Origin of the sequence: Aeromonas sp. ASNIH2 (assembly GCF_002934795.1) — a bacterium.
Taxonomy (GTDB): domain Bacteria; phylum Pseudomonadota; class Gammaproteobacteria; order Enterobacterales; family Aeromonadaceae; genus Aeromonas; species Aeromonas caviae.
The window spans coordinates 2,275,072-2,292,500 of sequence record NZ_CP026406.1 but is presented as its reverse complement, the minus strand read 5'-3'; the positions used below and the strand labels follow the sequence as shown (position 1 = coordinate 2,292,500).

The window sequence follows — 17,429 nt, the reverse complement described above, 5'->3', positions numbered from 1 at the left end:
GCCATAGGGAAAGTGGGCATTGTCAAAACTGTAGAAATAGTTGTGCTCCGGCAGAGCGCGACGGATCTCCCCATAGACGGTCAGACCGCCCATACCGGAGTCGAACACGAGAATATTGGCCACCTGAGCTCCCCCTTGAATGCGAGGCCGCGATCATACTCCCGCCCGGCGCCAATAGAAAAGGCCCTGCCAATGGCAGGGCCCCTGATTTTTCAGATCCAGACAAGGGGATCAGAGTGCGTAGTCCACCGTCACATAGTAGGCACGCTCGTCAGCCGGGTAACCCACCGAGGTCTGGTATTCCTTGTCCAGCAGGTTGCTGATCTTGCCGGAGACCTTCCAGGACGGTGCAACCTGATAGCCCATCGCCAGGTTCCACACGCTGTAACCGCCCAGCTGGGTGGTATTGGCCGCGTCACCATAACGCTCACCCTGGTAGATCCAGCTCAGGGAGCCATCGAACTGCTGCCACTGCGCCTGGCTCACCCACTTGGCCCCCTTGCGGGAGATCAGCTGCAACTGCTTGTCGGTGACCTTGTCCTTGGGATCCTTGTATTCGGCGGAAACGCGATGGCTCAGCCAGCCGGTCTCGAACTCCCCTTCCAGCTCAACCCCTTCAATCCGCGCCTTGCCGACGTTTTGCGGCGTCCACATGCCCTGGCTGTCCGGTGCCCACTGGATCATCTGCTCGAAGTCGTTGCGATAACCGGTCAAGCGCCACTCCACACCAGCGGTCTGTCCGTCCAGCATCAACTCGTGGCTTTTCGACTCTTCCGGCTTCAGATCCGGATTGCCGGACCCCGGGTAGTAGAGATCGTTGAAGGAGGGGGCACGGAAACCGGTGCCGTAACGGGCACTGAGGCGATAATCCTCAACGAAGCGCCAGCCAGCGCCGGTTTGCCAGGTGTTGTGACGTCCGAACTGCTCGTTGTCATCGCTGCGACCGCTCAGCTCGGCCTGCCAGACCTGGTTGTCAAACTGGGCCAGGGCATAGAGCCCGGTGTTGTCACGCTCATCGGCCTCACTCGGGAAGGCGACGCCAGAGGAGCGGGAACTATCGTCCAGCATGTCGCGCTGCCAGTCGGCGCCGCCCCCCAGGGTCCAGCTCTCGTCCAGCTTGACGCTGTTGACCCAGTTCAGGGTGTATTGACGGGTATAGAGTCGATCAGCGGACTGATCGCGGCCGCTGGTATCCGGGTAGTCGTAGGCATCCTGTTTGGAGAAGGCGCCGCGCAGCTCGCTCAGGTAGCGCTCGTCATGATAGCGGGAGCCGAGCTGGTAGCTCTGGTTCTCGGTCCAGGTCTCGTTGCGTTGATGAAACGCCGGGCCCCAGGCGGAAGCGGCAGAGGATCTGTCGTACTGGGCAATGTTGCGGAACCAGCGGGTCGTACCGAACAGATCCCAGTTGCTGGCCAGCGCCTGCTGATAATCCACCATGGCGTTATAGCCCCGGTGTCCATGCTTGTCGCCATCGTTCACCCCGACGATGGGATGCACGTTGTAGCCGGTCTCGTCATCGAAACCACCAGCGACCTTGATCTGACCCGCATCACCCACCTGGCTGGCGCTGCTGAAGGCAGCCTGACGCTGCTTGTGGGAGCCCGCGCCCAGGTTGAACTTGTGCTGATTGGTCCCCTGGTCCGGGCGAGTGATGATGTTGATGACCCCACCGATGGCATCGGACCCATAAATAGTGGCGCGTGCACCGCGGATATATTCGATCCGCTCCACCTGGTTGAGGGGCAGGTTGTTGAGCTCGGTCATCCCGGCGGTCAGAGAGGCGCTGCGCACCCCGTCCACCAGCACCAGGGTCTGGGAAGAGGTGCCACCACGTACCCGCAGCGAGCTGAGCTGGCCGCGGCCGCCGTTGCTGACCACTTCCACGCCGGGCAGGGTCTTGACCACGTCGGTCACGGTCTGGGCTTGCAGGCGATCGATCTCGTCACGGGTCACCACGTTGACGGGAGCCAGCACACTGGAGGCAGGCTGGGCGACACGGGTAGCGGTCACCACCATGGTGGGATTGACGGGGATGGTCAGTTGTTGGGCAAAGGCCGCCGTTGGCAACAGGGCAGCCGCCAATAATGTCTTGGACATGAGAGATCCTTAAGTTCGCGTAAGCATCTACTTCGTGGCCGGTTTCTCTCGGCCCGAAATACGAACTTTGGCAGGTCTTCGGGCTTGGGGGCTGATGGCCTACGGCGACGGCTTCCCACCTGACGGCAGTGCCCTGATGTCGCTTCGTTCCCCCTTACCGCTGCGCGCCAGCTCCGGATTCTCACCGGATTCCCTTTTAAGCATGATGCGCCAAAGCGGGGGGATTATAGGCAGAGCTGTCTTGGATGTATAGCCATCTGGATTTCTAATGTCGTTTTTACCCAAAGTCGGTGCCAAGTGGCGCAGATCCTCGCCCCTCTCGTACCTTGAGGCTCGTTGACCGTCATTCGAGCGGGTCAAACACAAGAAATGTTGAGCCAGATCCCACGGCTTTTTGGTAACATGCGGCAAACGTTTGACATCCGAGGAAGCCGTAATGACGACCCCCCCTATGATCGGCCTGGTAATGGGCTCCGACTCTGACTGGCCCGTGATGCAGGCCGCCGCCCGCATCCTCAAGGAGCACGGCGTGCCCTATGAAGCGCGCGTCGTATCCGCCCATCGCACCCCGGATCTCCTGTTTGAATATGCCGCCAGTGCGCGCGATCGTGGTCTGCGCGCCATCATCGCCGGCGCCGGCGGCGCAGCCCACCTGCCGGGCATGCTGGCCGCCAAGACCACGATCCCGGTGCTGGGCGTGCCCATCCCCACCCGCCAGCTCAAGGGGATGGATTCCCTGCTCTCCATCGTGCAGATGCCCAAGGGCGTGCCGGTCGCCACCTTCGCCATCGGCGAGGCGGGTGCCGCCAATGCCGGTCTGTTCGCCGTGTCCCTGCTCTCTGTCGCCCAGGATGGCGACGCTCCCCGTTATCACCAGCAGCTCGACGGCTTCCGCGCCAAGGAGCGCGACCGGGTGCTGGCGCTCACCCTGGAGGAGCCGGCATGATACTGCCCCCCGCCACTTTGGGTATGCTCGGTGGCGGCCAGCTCGGCCGCTACTTCGTGATGTCTGCCCACCGTCTCGGCTACAAGGTGATCGTGCTGGACCCGGACCCCGTCAGCATCGCCGGTGCAGCCGCCGACGAGCAGATCGTTGCCGCCTATGACGATGCCGATGCCCTGCGCGATCTGGCCAGCCGCTGCGATGCCATCACCTGCGAGTTCGAAAACGTGCCCGCCGCCTCCCTGGCCCTGCTGGAGCAGTACAAGCCGGTGCGCCCGGCCGCGAGTGCAGTACGTGTCTGTCAGGATCGCCGGGAAGAGAAAGCCTTCCTGACCCGCGCCGGCGTACCGGTTGCCCCGAACCTGACCCTGCTGCCGGGCGAGCCGCTGCCCGCCCTGCCCGGCGACCTCTTCCCCGCCATCCTCAAGACCGCCCGCGAGGGCTACGATGGCAAGGGGCAGTGGACTATCCACAATGCGGGCGAATTGCCAGCGGCCCTGGCCGCCAGCGGTGTCCCTTGCGTGCTGGAAAAACGCCTGCCACTGGAGGGGGAGTTTGCCCTCACCCTGGCCCGCAGTCCGAGCGGTGCCATCAGTGCACTGCCCCTGGTGCAGAACTGGCACAGCGGCGGCATCCTGGATCAGACCCGTTCCCCGGCCAATGTGCCCGCCCTGGAGCGCGAGGCCCAGCGCATCGCCGAGCACATCATCGCCGCCCTCGACTATGTGGGCGTGCTGACGGTGGAGTTCTTCCTGGTCGGCGGTGAGCTACTGGTCAACGAGATGGCCCCCCGGCCCCACAATTCGGGTCATCCCAGCATCGACAACGCCGGTTGCAGCCAGTTCGAGTTGCAGGTGCGCGCCCTGTGCGATCTGCCGCTGCCGGCACAGGCCGAGGTTCAGCCCGCCATCCTGCTCAACCTGCTCGGGGATCTGTGGCAAGACGGCACGCCGGACTGGGCCGGCGCCCTGGCCCTGCCCGGGGTGCACCTTCACCTCTATGGCAAGGGCGAAGCCCGCCCCAGCCGCAAGATGGGCCACGTCACCGTCACTGGCCGCGACTGGCCCGCCGTCGAGGCCACAGCGCACCAGCTGCGCGCCCTGCTGGGTCTGCCTCCGCGCTGAGTCCACCCCTTGACATGCAAAGACCCGGGCCAAGGCCCGGGTCTAATGAGATGGTCACCCCCACCCTGTGAGCGGTACGCTGACAGGGTGTTTTTCTTTCAGGAGAGGCCATCATGGAAAACGTTGCGCTTATTGGTATTGATCTCGGTAAACACTCTTTTCACATTCACTGTCAAGACCGGTTCGGCAAGGCTCTTCTTCGCAAGAAGTTCAACCGGACAAAGCTCATCGAATCCCTCGCAACTTTTCCTGTATGCACCATCGTCATGGAGGCATGTGCCGGAGCCTATTACATGGCTCGTCGGCTGGCTGAATTTGGGCATGAGAGTAAGCTCATTTCGCCTCAATTCGTGCGCCCATTCGTCAAGAGCAACAAGAACGACTTCATCGATGCTGAAGCTATTTGCGAGGCCGCCTGCCGTCCCTCCATGCGGTTTGTAACGCCCAAGACCGAAAGCCAGCAAACGTTGGGAGCACTGCATCGTGTGCGCGAATCGTTTGTGCGCGATCGGGTTAAGGCATCAAACCAGATACACGGCTTTTTACTCGAATTTGGCATCAGTCTGCCCGTCGGTCATGCCGCCATCAAGCGCCTGCCTTCTGTGATGGCTGAACACGAGTTACCAGCGCGACTGATTACCATGTTGGAGAGGCTGCATGCCCATTTCAAGTATCTGGAGCAGCAAATTGCCGAGATCGACAAGGAACTGGCCAGCCAGCTTGGCGATGACGATCTTGGTCAGCGTCTGATGACAATCCCTGGTGTCGGCCCGATCACTGCCAGCGTGTTGGCCGCCGAGCTCGGTGACGGAAAACACTATCGATGTAGTCGTGATTTCGCGGCGTCAGTCGGATTGGTGCCACGCCAGTACAGTACTGGGGGCCGGGCAAACCTGAAGGGTATCAGCAAGCGTGGCGACAAAAATCTTAGGGAAGGTGCGAATAAGCGGGGAAATTCTTCTCGGCTGACTCAGTCATTTCATTTCTTCATGTTTGAGCCGATTTTTTCTCCCGTAAATGCCTTGAATCAGCCTATTTAGACCGTTTCTTCGCCATTTAAGGCGCTATTCCCAGTTTTTAGTGAGATCTCTCCCACTGACGTATCGCGAATTCAACTTCGAAGTGCGACACTCGCCTATGCCGCCTGACAGTACTCTTCGAATACCTTGACAGGCTGCCTGAATCCGAGACATTTCCGAGGTCGTAGGTTGAGCCACTGCTCCGCTCTCCTGACATCCTCGTCCGTGACCTCTCTCAGGTCTGTTCCCTTTGGGATAAACTGCCTCAACAGCCCATTGCTGTTCTCGTTCAGACCGCGCTCCCACGAAGAGTAAGGGTGCGCAAAGTAAGTCTCGGCACCCAGCGCTTCCTCTATCGCCTTGTGTTCGGCAAACTCGCCGCCGTTGTCAAAGGTGATGGTATGCACCTGCTCGATGTAGGGCGTTAACATCTCGATTATCGCATCCCGCACCACCCCAGCCTGTTTGCTCGCGACCCGCTTGACCAGATAGAGCCGGCTCTTGCGCTCCACCAGGGTGACCAGTGCACCTGTGCCTTGCTTGCCCAGCACCGTGTCCGCCTCCCAATCACCGAGCCGCTCCCGGCTATCGACGATAGCCGGCCGTTCATCAATAGAGCGGGCTTCCTTGATGGGAGAACGCAGGCTGCTCGCCCCCTTGCGGTAGCGCTTGTGGCCCTGGCGCAGATGGCGGTACAACTGGCCACCCCGGGCTTTGTCGGCGGCCACATGGCGGTATATCCACTCGTGACTCACCATGAGGCCTATCTGCTTGCCCACCGCGCTTATCTGCTCCGGGCTCCACCACCAGGCGAGTGTCAGCTCGACAAACTGGATGACATCGGCAGATAGCCGAGATTTGGCCGCACTGGCCCGTCGGTGGGTGGCGTGCTGATGCGCATTGTCTGGCTGGTAGCCCTGCGGCCCGGCGTTACGACGCAGCTCCCGGTAGAGGGTGGAGCGATGAACGCCAATGGCGCGTGCGGTGGCAAGGATGGACATCCCCTGTGCGCGAAGCACCGATAACTGGTATCGTTGCCCCTCGGTCAACTGCTGATAGCTCATGGTGATACTGCTTCCTGATTACCCATGATTAGCAGTCAGTTACCACGAACTATACTGATCTTACGTACAGTTATCGAGGTGCGAGATCATGGCCAAAAGCAAAATCCAATTCCAGAAAGGCTACAGCCTGTTTGAGTTTCTCAAGGACTATGGCACTGAGGCTCAGTGCGAAAACGCGCTGTTCACTTGGCGTTTTCCTAACGGCTTTGTCTGCCCTGAATGTGCCAACAAGACCTGTTGTCGCCTGAGAAGGCGGCCACGTGTGTGGCAATGCAATCACTGCCGTCACCAGATGTCATTGACTGGAAACACGATTTTCGCAAACACCAAGCTCCCACTGACCAAGTGGTTTCTGGCAATGCACCTGTTGTCACAAACCAAAACAGGCTTGTCAGCGATGGAGCTAAAGCGCCAGTTGGGCGTCAAATATGACACCGCCTGGATGCTCAAGCACAAGCTGCTGCAAGCCATGAAAGAGTCCGATGACAAGCAGCCCATCAGCGGCATCATTCAGCTCGATGATGTCTACTGGGGTGGCGAGCGCCGTGGTGGCAAACGGGGTCGGGGCGCGGCAGGCAAGACGCCGTTTGTGGCAGCAGTGGCCCTGAACAAGGAAGGACATCCAATCAAGATGCGGATGACGGTGGTCGATGGTTTCAAAACCAAGTCCGTTGCTGATTGGGCAAAACGGCATATTGCCAGTGGTAGCGCGGTGATATCCGATGGATTGGCCTGTTTCAAAGCGGTCAAGGAGGCCAATTGTGAGCACCTGGGAGTTGTCACCGGGGGCAACCTGGACTGGCTGGATCATCCGGCATTCAACTGGGTAAACACGATGATAGGAAATGTGAAAAACTCGCTGCGGGGCAGTTGCCATACGCTCGGAGCGAAGCATTTACCAAGGCATCTTGCGGAATACTGCTTCCGGTTTAATCATCGTTTTGACCTCAATAGCATGTTGGTAGAATTGGGGCATGCAGTCGTGGCAAGCCCTCCGATGCCATATCGGCTCTTGAAGCTGGCTGAGGGTCATGGGTAATCAGGTACTGCTTTTACTTTGGCGAGCAGAAGGGTACCACCAATCAGCAGTTGGCCACCTCTCGCCATTCATCCATGAGTGTCGCACTTATTATCTGAATTCCCGTTGTTCCATTCCTAAACATATGGCTAGACAAAGAAAACAAATGGAATAGAATTCACAAAGGTGTATCTATTCTTTATGTTATATATTTATATTTAATAGAAAAGAATGACCCAGAGCTATCAAGAAAGGTTCTATATAATTTTCGTCAAAAGGATGGGAAGGATATTGTTACTCGTTTACATGAAGTCGGGGATATTTATTTATCTACCAAATTGCAGTAGGTTATCTCGTAGGTTTGATTAGCCGTCAGGCGTAATCGGACGTTCGCGTCAATGGATTCTCCCGCCATAACGGCCAGCCGAATTCCCCCCTCCGGCTGGCCGCCGCAGACTCACGGCTACAACCGCAACAACAGCCTCTCGTTCGTCCGATTACGCTGCGCTAATCGAACCTACGGGGCGACGGAGGCCTACGGAGGCCTACGGAGTATGCTGCTTGGTATTGATCGGTCATTGTCGAATCCATCATGGCCCCGACTTTGCCGCACAATCCGCACCTAGACACCCGCCAGCGCCAATGAATAACCTCTGCCGGCGAGAGAGGAGCTGTTATCCTTTGAGGCAATCTCTCGCGACCCCACGCCTTGAAAGGAACGTCATGGACATACCTGCCGCCCCGTTCTCCAGCCTCTGCCAGCAGTGTCATGAGCAGGTGGATCTCGACTTCGATTTCACCATGGCCTTCCAGCCCATTGTCGATTGCAGCCAGCGCACCCTCTTCGGCTACGAGGCCCTGGTGCGGGGGCTCAACAACGAGTCGGCGCAGAGCGTGATTGACCGGGTCAACGATGACAACCGCTACCGCTTCGATCAGCTGTGCCGGATCAAGGCCATTGCGCTGGCCGCCCGCCTCGACATGCGGGGCATGCTGAGCATCAACTTCCTGCCCAATGCGGTCTATCGCCCGGAGCGCTGCATTCGCACCACGTTGCAGGCGGCCCGCGAGCACCTCTTCCCCATCGAGCAGATCATGTTCGAGTTCACCGAGGTGGAACAGGTGCAGGACAACCGCCATGTTCGCGGCATCGTCGATCACTATCAGGCCCTGGGCTTCAAGACGGCGATCGACGACTTTGGCGCCGGTTACTCGGGCCTGAGTCTGCTGGCCGATTTTCGCCCCGACATCATCAAACTCGATATGCACCTGCTGCGCGGCATCGACCAGGACCCGATCCGTCAGGCCATCGTTCGCCACTGTCTGGCGCTGTTTACGGAGTTGCAGATCACCCCGCTGGCGGAAGGGGTCGAGACCCGCGACGAGATGGCCTGCCTGCGGGAGATGGGCGTCAGCCTGATGCAGGGCTATCTGTTTGCCCGCCCCGGCTTCGAAACCCTGCCCGAGGTGGATTTCGCCAGCCTGTGAGCGGCGCTGGCTATCTCCCTTTGTTGTCGTTCATTCGGGCAAGGCGGCCCGGAGGGTATCCACGGGCGGACGGCAGAAAGCGCTGGACCGGGCAACCCCCTGGGCTAGGATAGGACTGTCACCCTTTGCAACCACCGCTCTGACAGGGACACCATGGCGCAGGTTTCAGGATACCGCTTCTTCGCTCTTTCACTGCTCTTGCTGCTGGCCTTCCAGGTATGGGGGGCGCAAGGCAGGGGCAACATCACACTGGTGAGCTCCCTTGAAACCAGGGAGTCCCCCTATGGTCGCTGGCTCGATCTCATCTATCGGGACGCGTTCGTCCGCCTGGGCTATGACTTCCAGTACCAGGGCTACCCCGGGGGACGGGCCCCCCTGCTGGCAGAGCAGGGACAGGTCGATGGCGAGATCCACCGCGCCGCCAGCTACCAGCAGCAGACCCGCACCCTCCAGCGCGTGCCCGAGCCCCATTTCGCCGTCTCCTATCAGGCCTATGCCCACCAGCCCGGGATCCAGCTGCAGGGGTGGCACAGCCTGCAGGGCACCGGTTATCGGGTCGAGTTTCGCCGTGGCGCCAAGCTGCCGGAGATGATGCTGGGCAAGGTGGTGGCACCGGACCGGCTCTTTGCCATCGCCACCGCCGAGCAGGGGATGGGCAAGCTGCTCAAGGGGCGCAGTGACCTCTATGTGGAGCAGACCCTGATTGCCAGCCAGGCCCTGGCCGCCCTGACGCGCCAGGACCCGGGCTATGCCGGCATCTACTCCGCCGGGGTGATGGAGCTGGCCGATTCTTACGTCTACCTGCACGAACGGCATCAGGATCTGCTGGCCCCCCTTGCCAGCGTGATCCGGCAAATGAAGCAGGACGGCACGGTGGCGCGCTATGAGCAGCAGGCCATGGCGGCTGAGGGCACCAGCCAACCTTAACGTCCTCTTTTTCCGCACGCCTTCCCGCGCCCTGACCATGCAGGAGACCCGGGGCGATCAATTCTGTCGCAGAGTCATGGCCGCAGCGGGCACCCTGTTCGTCAACACCACGTTGACAAAAACGCCCCCTGTATCAGGGAACTCACCATATAAAACCCCAGCGACCTTGTGTTCATCTGGCTTGCGGCCAAAAGGCACCATGTCCGTCTGTACATACCCCAAATCTTGCAACATCCCCCACTCCGACCGCCCCATCATTTCGATGGAGTCGCGTCATCGTTCAGGCATATCTTCCCCTTGAGGCCCGTGCCAGGGCCCGATCACAGGAGCAATACATAATGAAAAAAGCAGTAACGGCCGCCTTGCTGGCCATGATGATGGCGGCCTCGGTTCAGGCGGCAGACAAGGTGACCACGGTGCCGGTGCACTTCGCCAAAGGCGCGCACAGCGCCAAGGTTGATGGCACCTTCTCCGGTTATGACACCATCAACTACACCCTGGGCGCCAAAGAAGGCCAGACCATGACGGTCGCCATCACCGGCAGTACCAATGCCAACTTCAACGTCTTCGCGCCGGGCGCCATCCCGGGTCAGGCCGAGGCACTGGGCGGCGGCAACGTGGACACAAAATGGCAAGGCACCCTGCCCAAGTCGGGCAAGTACCTGATCCAGGTCTACCAGATGCGCGCCACCGCCCGTAAAGGCGCCAAGGTCCCCCACTCCCTGTCGGTCGGCATTCAGTAACCGACGCCAATATTGCCTGTGTGACAAGCAAGAAGGAGCCCATGAGGCTCCTTCTTTGTCATTGTGTGCTGGCACTGCGACCCGGGTAACGGCTCAGCCCTTGTAGGCGGGCAGCAGGTCCACCATGTTGAGCAGGTGGAAGGCGGCGGTCAGCACGCCGAACAGGATCACCAGGACGATCATGAAGAGGCCGCCGGGGGCGCGGAAGCCCTCGCCACCTTCTTCGCGCCGGGCCGCCCGCACCTTCCAGGCCAGCAGGGGCGGGATGATGCAGGTCCACAGGGTCGCCACGGCGCCCGCATAGCCGATGGCCACCAGGAAGCCGAACGGGAACAGCAAGGAGAGCACCAGGGGCGGCAGGAAGGTCACCGCCCAGGACTTGGCGCGGCCACCCCGGCTGTTGTCGAACTTGAACAGATCCGCCAGGTAGTCGAACACCCCGAGCCCCACCCCGATGAAGGAGGAGAGGATGGCCGCCATGGAGAAGGCGTTGAGGGCGCTGGCCACCGCCTTGGACTCGATCACCGAACCGAGAGCCTTGAGCAGGGCATCCACGTTGCCCCCCTCCGCGATCACCGGGCCGAACTCACTGCGGGGCAGGTTGCCAAAGACGCTCACCAGCCAGATGAGGTAAAACGCGAGCGCGATCAGGGTGCCCCCCAGAATGGCGCGGCTGGCACGGCGCTCTTCACCGTAGTAGGCGCGCATGGAGGAGACCGAATGGTGGTAGCCGAACGAGGTGAGCGCCACCGGCAGCATCACCAGGGCATAGGGGGCGTAGCTCACTTCGCTGCCCACCCGGTCGAGCAGCAGATCGAGGCGCACGTTCATCGACAGGCCCGAGATGCCGAAGGCAAAGCTCAGCCCCATCAGGATCACCAGCAACACCGAGATGCGGTCCACCGCCCGGGTGGAGTGCCACACCAGCAGGGAGAAGGCCAGGGTAAAGAGCACGGACGCCCACTGGCTGCCCATCCCCGTCATGCCGTCGATGATGAGACCGGCCGAGGTGATGTAGGCATAGAGCAGGATGCCGCCGACGAAATAAACGCTGAGATTGTTGAGGGCGTTGACCTTCTCCCCCAGCAGATCCCGGGTCACGGTATCGAAGGAGACGCGCAGGGGATAGCCCCGATAGGACTCCAGCAGCATCCAGCCGGAGACCGTCATCACCACCATGGTCAGTGCTACCGCGAGCATGGACCAGAGGGTCCAGGCGCCCGCCCCCGCACTCGGCAGCCCCAGCATGCCGGCCCCCACACAGACGCCGGCAATGATGCATGCCCCGCCCACCAACGATGGTTTCTGTTCCATTACTCCCCCAAACGGATTGTCGACTGGTCACGGCACACCGCCGTGCTTCTCCTGCGTTCGCCACTGCTGGCGCCGGGGGACTTTACCCTGCATGCCTTCGGGTATCAAATCCGGAGGGGAAATGGGGGGAAACGGGCCGGATCCTGCGCCCCATCCGTGGAATATGTTCGGGATGGGGCCAGGTTCAGCACACCAGGGTCAGCCGGTGTAGACGGGCAGCAGACCCGCCATGGCCATCAGGTGGAAGATGGCGGTAAGCACCCCGAAGACGATGACGGCCACCACCATGGGCTGGCCGCCGGGGGCCTTGAACCCAGCCTCGTCCGGGGCCAGCTCCCGGGACTTTTTCGCCAGCAGGGCCGGGATGATGCAGGCCCAGACGGTCGCCGCGGCCCCGGCATAGCCGATGGCCACCACGAAGCCGAACGGGAACATCAGGGAGAGCGCCAGGGGGGGCAGGAAGGTCACCGCCCAGGATTTGGCCCGCCCCCGGCGGCTGTTGTCGAACCGGAACAGATCCGCCAGATAGTCGAACACCCCGAGCCCCACCCCGATGAAGGAGGAGAGGATGGCCGCCATGGAGAAGAGGTTGATGGCCTGGGAGACCTGCCTGGACTCGATCACCGAGGCCAGCGCCCCCAGCAGCACATCCACGTCACCCCCCTTGGCGATGACGGGGCCGAAGGCGGGACGAGGCAGGTTGCCGAAGATGCTGAGCAGCCACAGCAGATAGAGGGCCAGGGCGATCAGGGTCCCCCCCAGGATCGCCTGCCTGGCTTTCTGCTCCTCACCGTAATAGGCGCGCATCGAGGCGACCGAATGGTGATAGCCAAACGAGGTGAGCGCCACCGGCAACATGGCCAGGGCGTAAGGGGCGCGGCCCAGCTCCTCGGCAAAGGAGTTGAACAGCTTGGCGGTGTCGACCTTGCTGGCAAGCCCGGAGACCCCGAACACGAAGCTCAGCACCATGAAGACGATCAGGACGACCGAAATCCTGTCCACCGCCCGGGTCGAATGCCAGACGAACCAGGAGAACACCAGCACGAACAACACCGAGGCCAGCTGGCTGTCGATGCCCAGCAGGCCGCCCAGGATGAGACCCGACGAGGTGATGTAGGCATAGAGCAAAATGCCGCCCACGAAATAGACGGTGAGGTTGTTGAAGAGATTGATCCTGTGACCGAGCAGATCCTTGGTCACCGAGTTGAAGGAGGCGGTCAATGCGTAGGGTTTCAGGGCTTCCAGCAGCATCCAGCCTGAAACCGTCATGACGACCATGGTAAGAATGATGGCGAGGGTTGACCAGCTGGTCCAGGCCACGGCTCCCGCGCTCGGCAGCCCCAGCATGCCGGCACCGACACAGACGCTGGCAATGATGCAGGCCCCTCCGATGACGGACGGTGTTGATGTCATGTGTGTCACTCCAAATCTTTCACAGAGCAGTGAAAAAAAAGGGCACAGAAAAATCTGTGCCCCTGACTCGTTATGCTTCTATCAATTTTTTCTGCGTCTTGCCGGCTGACGGGTCGTTATGCTCGACCTCTTTCAGTCTGGCGGTGAAGTGACGCAGCACGGCCGGCTCGTAAATGAAGTCCAGCCCCTTCACCCGGTGGGCGTTCTTCTTCACCTCGCCGAAGGCCTCGATGACAAAGTCCATGTGAGTCTGGGTATAGGTGGCACGGGGGATGGTCAGGCGCAGCAGCTCCGCCGGTCAGGGGTGCTGCTTGCCGGTGGCGGGGTCGCGCCCCAGCAGCAGGGAACCTATCTCCACCGCGCGAATGCCGGCGACCTTGTAGAGCTCGCAGGCCAGGGCGTGGGCCGGGAACTGATCCGCCGGGATGTGGGGCAGCAGCTTGCCCGCATCCACGAAGGCCGCATGGCCCCCTGCCTGCTGGCACACCACGCCGATGGCCTCCAGCCCGTCCACCAGGTACTGCACCTGGCCGATGCGATAGGCCAGCCAGTCCTGGCGCATGCCGTCCCGCAGGCCCACCGCCAGGCGCTCCATGGCGCCCCCTTCCAGGCCGCCATAGGTCGGGAAGCCCTCCTGCACCACGCACAGGGTGCGGCACTCGGTGTAGACGTCCAGCATGCTGTCATCCTTGAAGCACAGCAGCCCCCCCATCTGCACCATGGCATCCTTCTTCGCCGACATGGCGAGGCCGTCGGCGTACTTGTAGGACTCCCTGGTGATCTCCTCGATGGTCCAGTTCGCGTAGCCGGGCTCCCGCTGCTGGATGAAGTAGGCGTTCTCGGCGAAGCGGGCGGAGTCCATGATAACGGGGATGTCGTACTTTCTGGCGATCTCGTACACCGCCTTCAGGTTGGCAATGGAGACCGGCTGCCCCCCGGCGGAGTTGCAGGTGATGGTGCTGACGATGTAGGGCACGTTGGCGGGGCCCGCCTCCAGGATGGCCTCTTCCAGCTTCACCAGATCGAAGTTGCCTTTGAAGTCGGCGGTGACCGAGGTATCGAACGCCTCCCTGGTGTAGACGTTCTTCGCCACGCAGCAGTTGATCTGGGTGTGGCCCTGGGTGGTGTCGAAGAAGTAGTTGGAGAGGGCCACCATCTTCTTGCGATCCAGCCCCTTCTCCTGCTCCCGCTTCTTGATGAGCACGGGGATGTAAATCTGCTCGGCGCCGCGCCCCTGATGAGTGGGGATGGTCAGGGAGTAGCCGAAGATCTCCTGCACCGCCTGTTGCAGGGCATAGTAGCTGCGGCTGCCGCTGTAGGCCTCGTCACCGCGCAGCATGGCGGCCTGCATGTCCTGGGTGATGGCGCCGGTGCCGCTGTCGGTCAGCAGGTCGATGAAGACGTCTTCGCTGTCCAGCAGGAAGGGGTTCATGCCCGCCCGGACAATGGCCTCTTCCCGATAGGCACGGGTGGTGCGCTTGACCGGCTCGATGACACGAATACGGAAGGGTTCGGGCAGATGCTTGAAGTTTTCCATAATATAAACACCCCAGATTTAAATATTCAGAATGAGTCTCTTCCCCCGCCGAAAATAGAATGTCCGGCAGGTGGGAAATATTGGGAAATGGGTGCACGACATCGCCTCGTCAGAATAAAAAGGCGAAGATAGGTGCAGCTATTTCAGTTCAGGAATGGAGGCGGGCTCGTGGCATGGCAGGCATGCCGCGCCGCCGCGGGGAATTACAGCGGGAAGAAGAACGCGATCTTATGGTCCAGGGTAAACCACTTGGGATAGCTGACCTTGATATTCATGTTGTTGCTCATCCAATTGATATTAACAACGCCAAATAACAGCACCCATTATGGTGGGGAGCGCTATATGATCAATTGCAATATGAGCAAAGTGGGACCTGATTACCCATGACCCTCAGCCAGCTTCAAGAGCCGATATGGCATCGGAGGGCTTGCCACGACTGCATGCCCCAATTCTACCAACATGCTATTGAGGTCAAAACGATGATTAAACCGGAAGCAGTATTCCGCAAGATGCCTTGGTAAATGCTTCGCTCCGAGCGTATGGCAACTGCCCCGCAGCGAGTTTTTCACATTTCCTATCATCGTGTTTACCCAGTTGAATGCCGGATGATCCAGCCAGTCCAGGTTGCCCCCGGTGACAACTCCCAGGTGCTCACAATTGGCCTCCTTGACCGCTTTGAAACAGGCCAATCCATCGGATATCACCGCGCTACCACTGGCAATATGCCGTTTTGCCCAATCAGCAACGGACTTGGTTTTGAAACCATCGACCACCGTCATCCGCATCTTGATTGGATGTCCTTCCTTGTTCAGGGCCACTGCTGCCACAAACGGCGTCTTGCCTGCCGCGCCCCGACCCCGTTTGCCACCACGGCGCTCGCCACCCCAGTAGACATCATCGAGCTGAATGATGCCGCTGATGGGCTGCTTGTCATCGGACTCTTTCATGGCTTGCAGCAGCTTGTGCTTGAGCATCCAGGCGGTGTCATATTTGACGCCCAACTGGCGCTTTAGCTCCATCGCTGACAAGCCTGTTTTGGTTTGTGACAACAGGTGCATTGCCAGAAACCACTTGGTCAGTGGGAGCTTGGTGTTTGCGAAAATCGTGTTTCCAGTCAATGACATCTGGTGACGGCAGTGATTGCATTGCCACACACGTGGCCGCCTTCTCAGGCGACAACAGGTCTTGTTGGCACATTCAGGGCAGACAAAGCCGTTAGGAAAACGCCAAGTGAACAGCGCGTTTTCGCACTGAGCCTCAGTGCCATAGTCCTTGAGAAACTCAAACAGGCTGTAGCCTTTCTGGAATTGGATTTTGCTTTTGGCCATGATCTCGCACCTCGATAACTGTACGTAAGATCAGTATAGTTCGTGGTAACTGACTGCTAATCATGGGTAATCAGGAAGTGGGATGGCGCTAACAATTTGGCGGGGGATTTTTATACAGCTTATTATCGCCAATCCGAAAGATCCCCCCATCATCCACCTTTTGCCCTTTCCCCCCTCAGTGGCTCAGCCAGGGCAGCCGCTGCAACAGCTCGTAACGGTCAGGGATCGGTGTCTGGCTGACCCAGAGATCCAGCAAGCCGTAAGCGAGCAGCGGCAACACCAGCAGCAACAGACAGAGCAGCCCCAGCAGTTGGCGGGGGGCGAGTCGCTGCCCTTGTGTGCCAAGATGCAGGGCATCGGCCCGCTTGGGGCAGGCGGCCACGCAGCTCTGGCAGCTGGTGCACTCGAGACTGCGCACCGCGATAAGCTGGTGTACCTGGATGCGAGACGGGCAGGCCCGGCTGCACTTGTCGCAGTCGTGGCCCAGGCTTCGCAAGCAACGGGCCGGGTCACGGCGAATGCGCAGCGGGGTCAGCAGGCCGAGCAGGGCCATCCAGGCGCCATAGGGACAGAGGTAGCGACAGAACCCTTGCCGGAAGGTGGCGGTGAGCAGCAGCACCCAGCCAAGGCACAGGCCCGAGATCAGGGTCAGGTTGAAGAAGAAGGCCCCCATCTTCATGTCCGCCGCCTGATGGTAGGGGCTGGCAAGGTAGCCGGGCAGGGCGGCGGCGGGTACCGCCAGCAAGATGATGAAGAGCAGAAAACCGAGCACCAGAAACTTCTGGCCGCGCAACACGGCATCGAGCCAGCGCGGCGGGGTCCACTCCCCCGGCAACAGGCGCGAGCGCAGGCCGTGCAGCCACTCCCCCACCAGCCCGAGCGGGCAGAACCAGGCACAAAACGCCCGACCCAGCAGCAGGGCCGACAGGGAGAGCACCAGCACGGTGACGGTGGCCGCCGGGTGATGGGGGTCCGTCAGCCCCTGCCCGAGCCAGGCCCGCAGCCCGAGACCACCTGCGATGGGCAGGAAACCGTCCACCACGTCGGGGCGCACCAGCCAGGGGGTCATCCCCAGCCCCAACTGTCCGATATGAACAACATATTGAACCGCCACCAACACCCAACACAGCAGCAATAGCTGCCTGGTGGCCGTTCTGAGACGTTGACTGTCTATGTGGGCCAGCATGAGTAGGGGGCGATAGCGCAGCCAGAGCGCCAGGGTCGTGGCCACCAGCCCCAGTGCGAGCCAGAGTACCGAATCCGCCACCAGCAGCCAGAGCGCGGCGGCCAACAGCAGAGAGAGCGTCCAGCCCCAACCGCTGCGGCCCTGCCACAACAACAGAACCAGATAGACCAGACCCGAGGTCATGGTCAGGGCTTCCAACAGGCTCATGCTTCCCTCACAGTGCTCATC

15 protein-coding genes, 1 pseudogene and 1 riboswitch (1 of these 17 running past the window's edge) are annotated in these 17,429 nt (G+C 60.6%); of the genes and pseudogenes, 7 read left to right on the top strand and 9 right to left on the bottom strand.

Features of this window, described 5'->3' with window-relative positions; translation table 11 throughout:
* Nucleotides 1–123, bottom strand: partial view of a glutamate racemase gene (gene murI, locus C3F36_RS10750; protein ID WP_104455047.1) — the start only. The gene continues 666 nt to the left of window position 1, outside the view; the window shows 123 of its 789 coding nt (coding positions 1–123); the start codon lies at nucleotides 121–123; its stop codon lies off the left edge, out of view.
* Nucleotides 124–231: 108 nt separating this feature from the next.
* On the bottom strand, nucleotides 232–2,097 hold the full coding sequence (locus tag C3F36_RS10745) for a TonB-dependent receptor domain-containing protein (RefSeq protein ID WP_104455046.1): 1,866 nt from the start codon (nucleotides 2,095–2,097) through the stop codon (nucleotides 232–234).
* Nucleotides 2,098–2,149: 52 nt separating this feature from the next.
* Nucleotides 2,150–2,327: riboswitch (cobalamin riboswitch) on the bottom strand.
* A gap of 206 nt (nucleotides 2,328–2,533) precedes the next feature.
* On the opposite strand from C3F36_RS10745, the gene purE reads away from it, so the two are divergent.
* The 3 genes from purE (at nucleotide 2,534) to C3F36_RS10730 (ending at nucleotide 5,204) form a co-directional block, all read left to right on the top strand.
* On the top strand, nucleotides 2,534–3,043 hold the full coding sequence (gene purE, locus C3F36_RS10740) for a 5-(carboxyamino)imidazole ribonucleotide mutase (RefSeq protein WP_029313402.1): 510 nt from the start codon (nucleotides 2,534–2,536) through the stop codon (nucleotides 3,041–3,043).
* Nucleotides 3,040–4,164 (top strand): 5-(carboxyamino)imidazole ribonucleotide synthase, encoded by a 1,125-nt coding sequence (locus C3F36_RS10735; RefSeq protein ID WP_104455045.1) that lies wholly within the window; start codon nucleotides 3,040–3,042, stop codon nucleotides 4,162–4,164. The genes purE and C3F36_RS10735 overlap by 4 nt, the downstream gene beginning before the upstream one ends.
* Nucleotides 4,165–4,277: 113 nt before the next feature.
* Nucleotides 4,278–5,204 carry an IS110 family transposase gene (locus tag C3F36_RS10730; RefSeq protein ID WP_267893455.1) on the top strand — a complete coding sequence of 309 codons (927 nt, stop codon included), beginning with the start codon at nucleotides 4,278–4,280 and terminating at the stop codon, nucleotides 5,202–5,204.
* A gap of 95 nt (nucleotides 5,205–5,299) precedes the next feature.
* On the opposite strand, the gene C3F36_RS10725 is transcribed toward C3F36_RS10730, so the two are convergent.
* Nucleotides 5,300–6,247, bottom strand: coding sequence for an IS30-like element ISAs2 family transposase (locus C3F36_RS10725; RefSeq protein ID WP_104454191.1), 948 nt, complete (start codon nucleotides 6,245–6,247; stop codon nucleotides 5,300–5,302).
* An 88-nt stretch (nucleotides 6,248–6,335) separates the two neighbouring features.
* Between C3F36_RS10725 and C3F36_RS10720 the strand changes: the two genes are divergently transcribed.
* The 4 genes from C3F36_RS10720 to C3F36_RS10700 all read left to right on the top strand — a co-directional run bounded on the left by C3F36_RS10720 (nucleotide 6,336) and on the right by C3F36_RS10700 (nucleotide 10,423).
* A complete protein-coding gene (locus C3F36_RS10720) occupies nucleotides 6,336–7,286 on the top strand; it encodes an IS1595-like element ISKpn3 family transposase (protein ID WP_043851557.1) in 951 nt (316 codons plus the stop codon).
* 702 nt (nucleotides 7,287–7,988) lie between these two features.
* Nucleotides 7,989–8,753: an EAL domain-containing protein gene (locus C3F36_RS10715; RefSeq protein ID WP_104455044.1), complete on the top strand. Its 765-nt coding sequence runs from the start codon at nucleotides 7,989–7,991 to the stop codon at nucleotides 8,751–8,753.
* Nucleotides 8,754–8,906: 153 nt separating this feature from the next.
* Nucleotides 8,907–9,680 carry a hypothetical protein gene (locus C3F36_RS10710; protein ID WP_104455043.1) on the top strand — a complete coding sequence of 258 codons (774 nt, stop codon included), beginning with the start codon at nucleotides 8,907–8,909 and terminating at the stop codon, nucleotides 9,678–9,680.
* A 338-nt stretch (nucleotides 9,681–10,018) separates the two neighbouring features.
* Entirely contained in the window at nucleotides 10,019–10,423 is a 405-nt protein-coding gene (locus C3F36_RS10700) for a hypothetical protein (RefSeq protein ID WP_010672394.1), read from the top strand.
* Between the two features lie 93 nt (nucleotides 10,424–10,516).
* On the opposite strand, the gene C3F36_RS10695 is transcribed toward C3F36_RS10700, so the two are convergent.
* The 6 genes and pseudogenes from C3F36_RS10695 to C3F36_RS10670 form a co-directional block, all read right to left on the bottom strand.
* Nucleotides 10,517–11,737 carry an aromatic amino acid transporter gene (locus C3F36_RS10695; RefSeq protein WP_041214146.1) on the bottom strand — a complete coding sequence of 407 codons (1,221 nt, stop codon included), beginning with the start codon at nucleotides 11,735–11,737 and terminating at the stop codon, nucleotides 10,517–10,519.
* A 198-nt stretch (nucleotides 11,738–11,935) separates the two neighbouring features.
* Nucleotides 11,936–13,150: an aromatic amino acid transporter gene (locus tag C3F36_RS10690; protein ID WP_104455042.1), complete on the bottom strand. Its 1,215-nt coding sequence runs from the start codon at nucleotides 13,148–13,150 to the stop codon at nucleotides 11,936–11,938.
* Between the two features lie 70 nt (nucleotides 13,151–13,220).
* A pseudogene (gene tnaA, locus C3F36_RS10685) lies at nucleotides 13,221–14,687 on the bottom strand (tryptophanase).
* A 203-nt stretch (nucleotides 14,688–14,890) separates the two neighbouring features.
* Complete coding sequence (tnaC, locus tag C3F36_RS24160) at nucleotides 14,891–14,962, bottom strand: tryptophanase leader peptide (RefSeq protein ID WP_223302601.1); 72 nt, start codon at nucleotides 14,960–14,962, stop codon at nucleotides 14,891–14,893.
* Nucleotides 14,963–15,064: 102 nt separating this feature from the next.
* Nucleotides 15,065–16,015 (bottom strand): IS1595-like element ISKpn3 family transposase, encoded by a 951-nt coding sequence (locus C3F36_RS10675; RefSeq protein ID WP_043851557.1) that lies wholly within the window; start codon nucleotides 16,013–16,015, stop codon nucleotides 15,065–15,067.
* A 175-nt stretch (nucleotides 16,016–16,190) separates the two neighbouring features.
* Nucleotides 16,191–17,408, bottom strand: coding sequence for a 4Fe-4S binding protein (locus C3F36_RS10670; RefSeq protein WP_104455041.1), 1,218 nt, complete (start codon nucleotides 17,406–17,408; stop codon nucleotides 16,191–16,193).
* Nucleotides 17,409–17,429: the final 21 nt, after the last annotated feature.

What these genes read in the sequence shown, in the direction of transcription:
- C3F36_RS10745 (WP_104455046.1), bottom strand. Translation starts at nt 2,097, where the DNA reads ATGTCCAAGACATTATTGGCGGCTGCCCTGTTGCCAACGGCGGCCTTT.
- purE (WP_029313402.1), top strand. Translation starts at nt 2,534, where the DNA reads ATGACGACCCCCCCTATGATCGGCCTGGTAATGGGCTCCGACTCTGAC.
- C3F36_RS10735 (WP_104455045.1), top strand. Translation starts at nt 3,040, where the DNA reads ATGATACTGCCCCCCGCCACTTTGGGTATGCTCGGTGGCGGCCAGCTC.
- C3F36_RS10730 (WP_267893455.1), top strand. Translation starts at nt 4,278, where the DNA reads ATGGAAAACGTTGCGCTTATTGGTATTGATCTCGGTAAACACTCTTTT.
- C3F36_RS10725 (WP_104454191.1), bottom strand. Translation starts at nt 6,247, where the DNA reads ATGAGCTATCAGCAGTTGACCGAGGGGCAACGATACCAGTTATCGGTG.
- C3F36_RS10720 (WP_043851557.1), top strand. Translation starts at nt 6,336, where the DNA reads ATGGCCAAAAGCAAAATCCAATTCCAGAAAGGCTACAGCCTGTTTGAG.
- C3F36_RS10715 (WP_104455044.1), top strand. Translation starts at nt 7,989, where the DNA reads ATGGACATACCTGCCGCCCCGTTCTCCAGCCTCTGCCAGCAGTGTCAT.
- C3F36_RS10710 (WP_104455043.1), top strand. Translation starts at nt 8,907, where the DNA reads ATGGCGCAGGTTTCAGGATACCGCTTCTTCGCTCTTTCACTGCTCTTG.
- C3F36_RS10700 (WP_010672394.1), top strand. Translation starts at nt 10,019, where the DNA reads ATGAAAAAAGCAGTAACGGCCGCCTTGCTGGCCATGATGATGGCGGCC.
- C3F36_RS10695 (WP_041214146.1), bottom strand. Translation starts at nt 11,737, where the DNA reads ATGGAACAGAAACCATCGTTGGTGGGCGGGGCATGCATCATTGCCGGC.
- C3F36_RS10690 (WP_104455042.1), bottom strand. Translation starts at nt 13,150, where the DNA reads ATGACATCAACACCGTCCGTCATCGGAGGGGCCTGCATCATTGCCAGC.
- C3F36_RS10675 (WP_043851557.1), bottom strand. Translation starts at nt 16,015, where the DNA reads ATGGCCAAAAGCAAAATCCAATTCCAGAAAGGCTACAGCCTGTTTGAG.
- C3F36_RS10670 (WP_104455041.1), bottom strand. Translation starts at nt 17,408, where the DNA reads ATGAGCCTGTTGGAAGCCCTGACCATGACCTCGGGTCTGGTCTATCTG.